The 4,921-nt window shown below is 69.1% G+C and carries 5 protein-coding genes; all 5 read right to left on the bottom strand.

Annotated features, from left to right (window positions below; translation table 11 throughout):
• Positions 1-42: 42 nt before the first annotated feature.
• From GUY60_RS34410 to GUY60_RS34390, 5 genes are read right to left on the bottom strand one after another with little or no spacing between them, the layout of a single operon-like run.
• A complete protein-coding gene (locus tag GUY60_RS34410; protein WP_161705112.1) occupies positions 43-1,080 on the bottom strand; it encodes an MCE family protein in 1,038 nt (345 codons plus the stop codon).
• Positions 1,077-2,342: an MCE family protein gene (locus GUY60_RS34405; protein ID WP_161705110.1), complete on the bottom strand. Its 1,266-nt coding sequence runs from the start codon at positions 2,340-2,342 to the stop codon at positions 1,077-1,079. The genes GUY60_RS34410 and GUY60_RS34405 overlap by 4 nt, the downstream gene beginning before the upstream one ends.
• Positions 2,343-2,345: 3 nt before the next feature.
• On the bottom strand, positions 2,346-3,161 hold the full coding sequence (locus GUY60_RS34400; protein WP_161705108.1) for an MlaE family ABC transporter permease: 816 nt from the start codon (positions 3,159-3,161) through the stop codon (positions 2,346-2,348).
• 3 nt (positions 3,162-3,164) lie between these two features.
• Positions 3,165-3,935 carry an MlaE family ABC transporter permease gene (locus GUY60_RS34395; protein ID WP_161705106.1) on the bottom strand — a complete coding sequence of 257 codons (771 nt, stop codon included), beginning with the start codon at positions 3,933-3,935 and terminating at the stop codon, positions 3,165-3,167.
• The gene (locus GUY60_RS34390) at positions 3,932-4,867 is read right to left on the bottom strand and encodes an ABC transporter ATP-binding protein (protein ID WP_161705104.1); all 936 of its coding nucleotides are present in this window, start codon (positions 4,865-4,867) and stop codon (positions 3,932-3,934) included. The genes GUY60_RS34395 and GUY60_RS34390 overlap by 4 nt, the downstream gene beginning before the upstream one ends.
• Positions 4,868-4,921: the final 54 nt, after the last annotated feature.

Here is a 4,921-nt window from a genome sequence, read left to right as displayed (position 1 = left end):
GTCGGGGCAGGGGCGGCCGCGGAACGCGCGGCAGTCGCAGTCTCATCCGCCGCACCTCGCCCGTGCCACATGCAGCTCGGGTGTGAGCACCTTCTTGGTCTTCGGCAGCACGATGCGGCCGTCGAAGTCGCAGAGGTAGAAGTTGAACCAGGAGCCGTAACTCGCTGTCCTGGTCAGCTTGTTGAGCTTGCCCGGCAGTCGCTTCAGGACGCCCTCCACGGTCTTCTCGTTGTCGTTGAGGGTTCCGGTGAGTTCGGTCAGCTCCGCGAGGTCGTCCTTCAGCGGGGGCCGCGCCTCACCGATCAGGCCCGAGGTGGCCTCTGTCAGGTTGCCGATGTTCACCAGGGACTCGCCGATCGGCTTGCGGTCGGCGGAGAGCCCGGACACCAGGCGCTGCAACTGCTTGAGCAGCGAGGAGAAGCGGGCGCCGCGCTTGTCGAGGGCCGTGAGCACCTCGTTGAGGTTGTCGATCACGGAGCCGATCAGCCGGTCGCGGTCGGCCAGGGTGCTGGTGAGCGACGCGGTGTGCGCGAGGAGGCTGTTGACGGTGCCGCCCTCGCCCTGCAGCGTCTTGATGATCTCGCCGGCCAGCTGGTTCACGTCCTTGGGGCTCAGCGCCGCGAACAGCGGCTTGAACCCGGCGAGCAGCGCGTTCAGATCGAGCGCGGGCTGCGTCCGGGACAGCGGGATCTCCCCGTCGGGCGGCAGCGGTGTGCTGCCGCCGGTTCCCTCGGTCAGGGCGACATAGCGCTGTCCGACGAGGCTGCGGTAGCGGATGACCGCGCGGGTGCTGGTGAACAGCGGGCGGTCCTCGGTGACCGTGAAGCTCACCTCGGCCCGCGTCCGGTCCTTGATCCGGATGTCCTCGACCTCACCGACCCGCACACCGGCGACCCGGATGTCGTCCCCCTCCTCCAGGCTGGTGACATCGCTGAACACCGCGCGGTACGTGTGCTCGGGGGTGAAGGAGATGTTGACGATGGTGGCCGCGAGCAGCGTCGTCGCCAGCACGGTCACCACCGCGAACAGCAGGAACTTCACCAGCGGCTTCGCGGTCTCCGTTGCGCTCCCGACCTTCATGCGACGCTCACCGCCGTCCCGCGCGCCATCGGCCCGAACAGCAGCGTCGCCACCGACGGCACCTCGTCCGCCGGCACCCCCAGGACGGGGGCGACGAGTGAACCGACGGCCCGCTGCTCGGCCTTCGTGCCGGACACGGTGGCCCCACCGGAACCCTGGCCCGGACCGTTCCTCGTACCGTCGGCGAGGTCGGTGTGCGGGGCGGGCACCTCGGGGTGCGGCAGTCCCCGGCAATCGGGCCCCGACCGGTCCGCGTACTGCGGCTCCTCGCCGGGCCTGTACGCGTCCTGCGGGTGGACGAACTCCAGGGTGATCCGCATCTTTCCGCCTCGGAAGGTCTCGTCGGACGCCTTGTCCTGCCGCACGAGTCCTTCGAGCAGGCAGGGGTACTGGGGCGCGTAGCGGGCGAACAGCGCCAGGGTCGGCCGTGACACCCGGCCGAGGGCGATCAGGCGGTCGCCGTTGTCGTCGAGGAACGCCTCGCCCGTGTCGGCCGCGGTGGCGGTCCCGGTGAGCGCGGCGGACAGCTGCTCCCGCTTCTCCACGACGGTTCGGCTGGTCGTGACGGAGTTCTCCAGGACCCTCATCAGGTCGGGCGCCGCGTCCGCGTACACCTCGGCCACGTCCGCGAAGCGCGCGATGTCCTCCTTCAGGGAGGGCATGTGGGGGTTGAGCTGCCGCATGTACCGCTCGACGCGGGTGAGGTTGGCGCCGATCCGGTCGCCGCGCCCGTCGAGCGCGGTGGCGAACGCGGAGAGCGTGGCGTTGAGCTGGGCCGGGCGCACGGTGCGGAGCAGCGGCAGCAGGTCGTTCAGCAGCTGCTGCACCTCGATGCCGACTTTGGTGCGGTCCTGCGTGATGACGTCGCCCGCGCGGATCGGCCGCGCCGACGGGGTACGGGGTGCCACCAACTCGACGTACTTCTCACCGAACAGCGTCTTGGGCAACAGCCGCGCGTACACGTCGGACGGGATGCGGGCGGTGTGCTCGGGCTTCAGGGCGATGTCGAGCGTGGCCTTCTCGCCGTCCGCCGCCACCTCCCGGACCTCCCCGACGAGCAGCCCGCGCAGCTTGACGTCGGCCCGCGGCTCCAGCTGGTTGCCCAACGTGCCCGCCTGCAGCGTGATCCGTACGACGGGCGTGAACACCTGCTGGTACGCGGCCACGGAGAGGCCGAGCAGCAGCGCGATGACCACGAGGAACACAAGGCCGTACAGCCGCAGTTGAGCTGCCCGTGAGGCAAGGGACAAGGGATTCCGCATCGGCTACCCCGCTATTCGTACGGTCGTGACGGCACCCCAGATGGCGAGGCTGAGGAAGAAGTCCAGGACGTTGATGGCGACGATGGAAGTGCGCACCGCACGGCCGACAGCGACGCCCACCCCGGCGGGGCCGCCGCTCGCGTAGTAGCCGTAGTAGCAGTGCACGAGGATGATCACGACGGCGAAGACGATCACCTTGCCGAAGGACCACAGCACGTCGACGGGCGGCAGATACTGCTGGAAGTAGTGGTCGTAAGTGCCCGCCGACTGGCCGTAGTAGCCGGTGGTGATGGTGCGGGCGGCGAAGTACGAGGACAGCAGGCCGACCACGTACAGCGGGATCACCGCGACGAAACCGGCGATCATCCGGGTCGTCACCAGGAACGGCAGCGAGGGCACGCCCATCACTTCCAGCGCGTCGGTCTCCTCGCTGATCCGCATCGCGCCCAGCTGCGCGGTGAACCCGGCGCCGACCGTCGCGGACAGGGCGAGGCCCGCCACCAGGGGTGCGATCTCACGGGTGTTGAAGTACGCCGACAGGAACGCCACGAAGTTCGAGGTGCCCAGCTGGTTGAGGGCCGCGTACCCCTGGAGGCCGACCTCCGTGCCGGTGAAGAACGACAGGAAGGCGATCACGCCGACCGTGCCGCCGATCACGGCGAGCGCGCCGCGGCCGAAGCTCACCTCGGCGAGCAGGCGCAGGATCTCCTTGCGGTAGCGGCGCAGGGTGCGGCCGGTCCAGGCGAGGGAGCGCCCGTAGAAGGCCAGTTGGCTGCCCAGCTCCTCAAGGGATTTCAGCGGGCGGTCGAGAAGTCGCATCAACTACCCTCTCTGCGGGACGATCTGGAAGTACACGGCGGTCATCACGAAGTTCGTCACGAACAGCAACATGAAGGTGATGACCACGGACTGGTTGACCGCGTCCCCGACGCCCTTCGGCCCGCCCTTGGCGGTCAGGCCCTTGTACGAGGCGACGATCGCGGCGATGGCGCCGAAGACCAGGGCCTTCAGCTCCGCCGCCCACAGGTCGGACAGCTGGGCGAGCGTGGTGAACGAGGCCAGATAGGCGCCCGGAGTGCCGTTCTGCAGGACCACGTTGAAGAAGTAGCCGCCGGCTACCCCGACCACCGAGACCAGGCCGTTGAGCAGTACCGCGACGACCATCGACGCGAGCACGCGGGGCACGACCAGGCGGTGGATGGGGTCGATGCCGAGGACCTGCATGGCGTCGATCTCGTCGCGGATCTTGCGGGCGCCGAGGTCCGCGCAGATCGCCGTGCCGCCCGCGCCCGCGATGAGCAGCGCGGTGACGATCGGCGAGGCCTCCCGCAGCACCGCGAGCACGGAGGCCGCGCCGGAGAACGACTGGGCGCCCAACTGCCGGGTCAGACCGCCGATCTGCAGCGCGATCACCGCACCGAACGGGATGGAGACCAGGGCCGTCGGCAGGATCGTGACGCTCGCGATGAACCAGGACTGCTGAATGAACTCCCGTACCTGGAACGGCCGTCGGGGCAGTGTGCGCAGCACGTCGAGGGCCATCGCGAAGAGGCTGCCGGACTGGCGCAGCGCCCCCTTGGGGGACAGGCTCATGCTCCGCTCACCGTCCGCTCCTCCTCGCGTTCGGCGATCGCCTGCCAGCGGGGTGGGCGGTCGATTCCCGGGCCCGGCAGGAGCCGCGGCGTCATGTCCAGGAGGCTCGGGGCATCGGCCGGGCCGCCGTTGCCGAAGTGCACGGCCTCCCGCGCCATCGTCGCGGCGTCCTTCTCCTCGGCCATGCCGATCGGCCCCTGCATCCGCCCGTTCAGGAACTGCCGTACGACGGGCTCCCTGCTGGTCAGGAGCTTCTCGCGGGGCCCGAACATGACCAGCTCGCGGCGGAACAACAGGCCGATGTTGTCCGGCACCTGGCGGGCCGACGCGATGTCGTGCGTGACGATCAGGAAGGTCGCGTCGATCTGCGCGTTGAGATCGACGATCAGCTGGTTGAGGTAGGCCACGCGGACCGGGTCGAGGCCCGAGTCGGGCTCGTCGAAGAGGATGATCTCCGGGTCGAGCACCAACGCCCGCGCCAGGCCCGCGCGTTTGCGCATGCCGCCGGATATTTCGCCGGGCAGCTTGTCCTCGGCGCCGATGAGGCCGACCATCTCCATCTTCTCGAGGACGATCTTCCTGATCCCGCTCTCCGTCCTCCGGGTGTGCTCGCGCAGCGGGAAGGCGATGTTGTCGTACAGGTTCATCGAGCCGAACAGCGCGCCGTCCTGGAACAGCACGCCGAACAACTTCCGCACCTCGTACAGGTCGTGCTCGCGCAGCTTCGTGATGTCCGTGCCCGCGACGCGGATCGAGCCGCGCTCCGGCTTGAGCAGCCCGACGAGGGACTTGAGGAAGACCGACTTGCCCGTGCCCGAAGGGCCGAGCATGACCGAGACTTCCCCGGCCGGCAGAGTCAGCGAGACGTTCTGCCAGATGACCTGGTCGCCGAAGGACTTGGTCAGTCCCTCCACGCAGATCTCGACACCCATCCGGTTCACCCTTCAGCCGTGAGCAGCGCTTTCATCTGCTCTACGGGGAGGGGG

The sequence above is a fragment of the Streptomyces boluensis genome (assembly GCF_009908195.1).
Taxonomy (GTDB): Bacteria; Actinomycetota; Actinomycetes; order Streptomycetales; family Streptomycetaceae; genus Streptomyces; species Streptomyces boluensis.
Note: the sequence above shows the minus strand (reverse complement) of the source record. Positions and strands in the feature narration are given on the sequence as shown.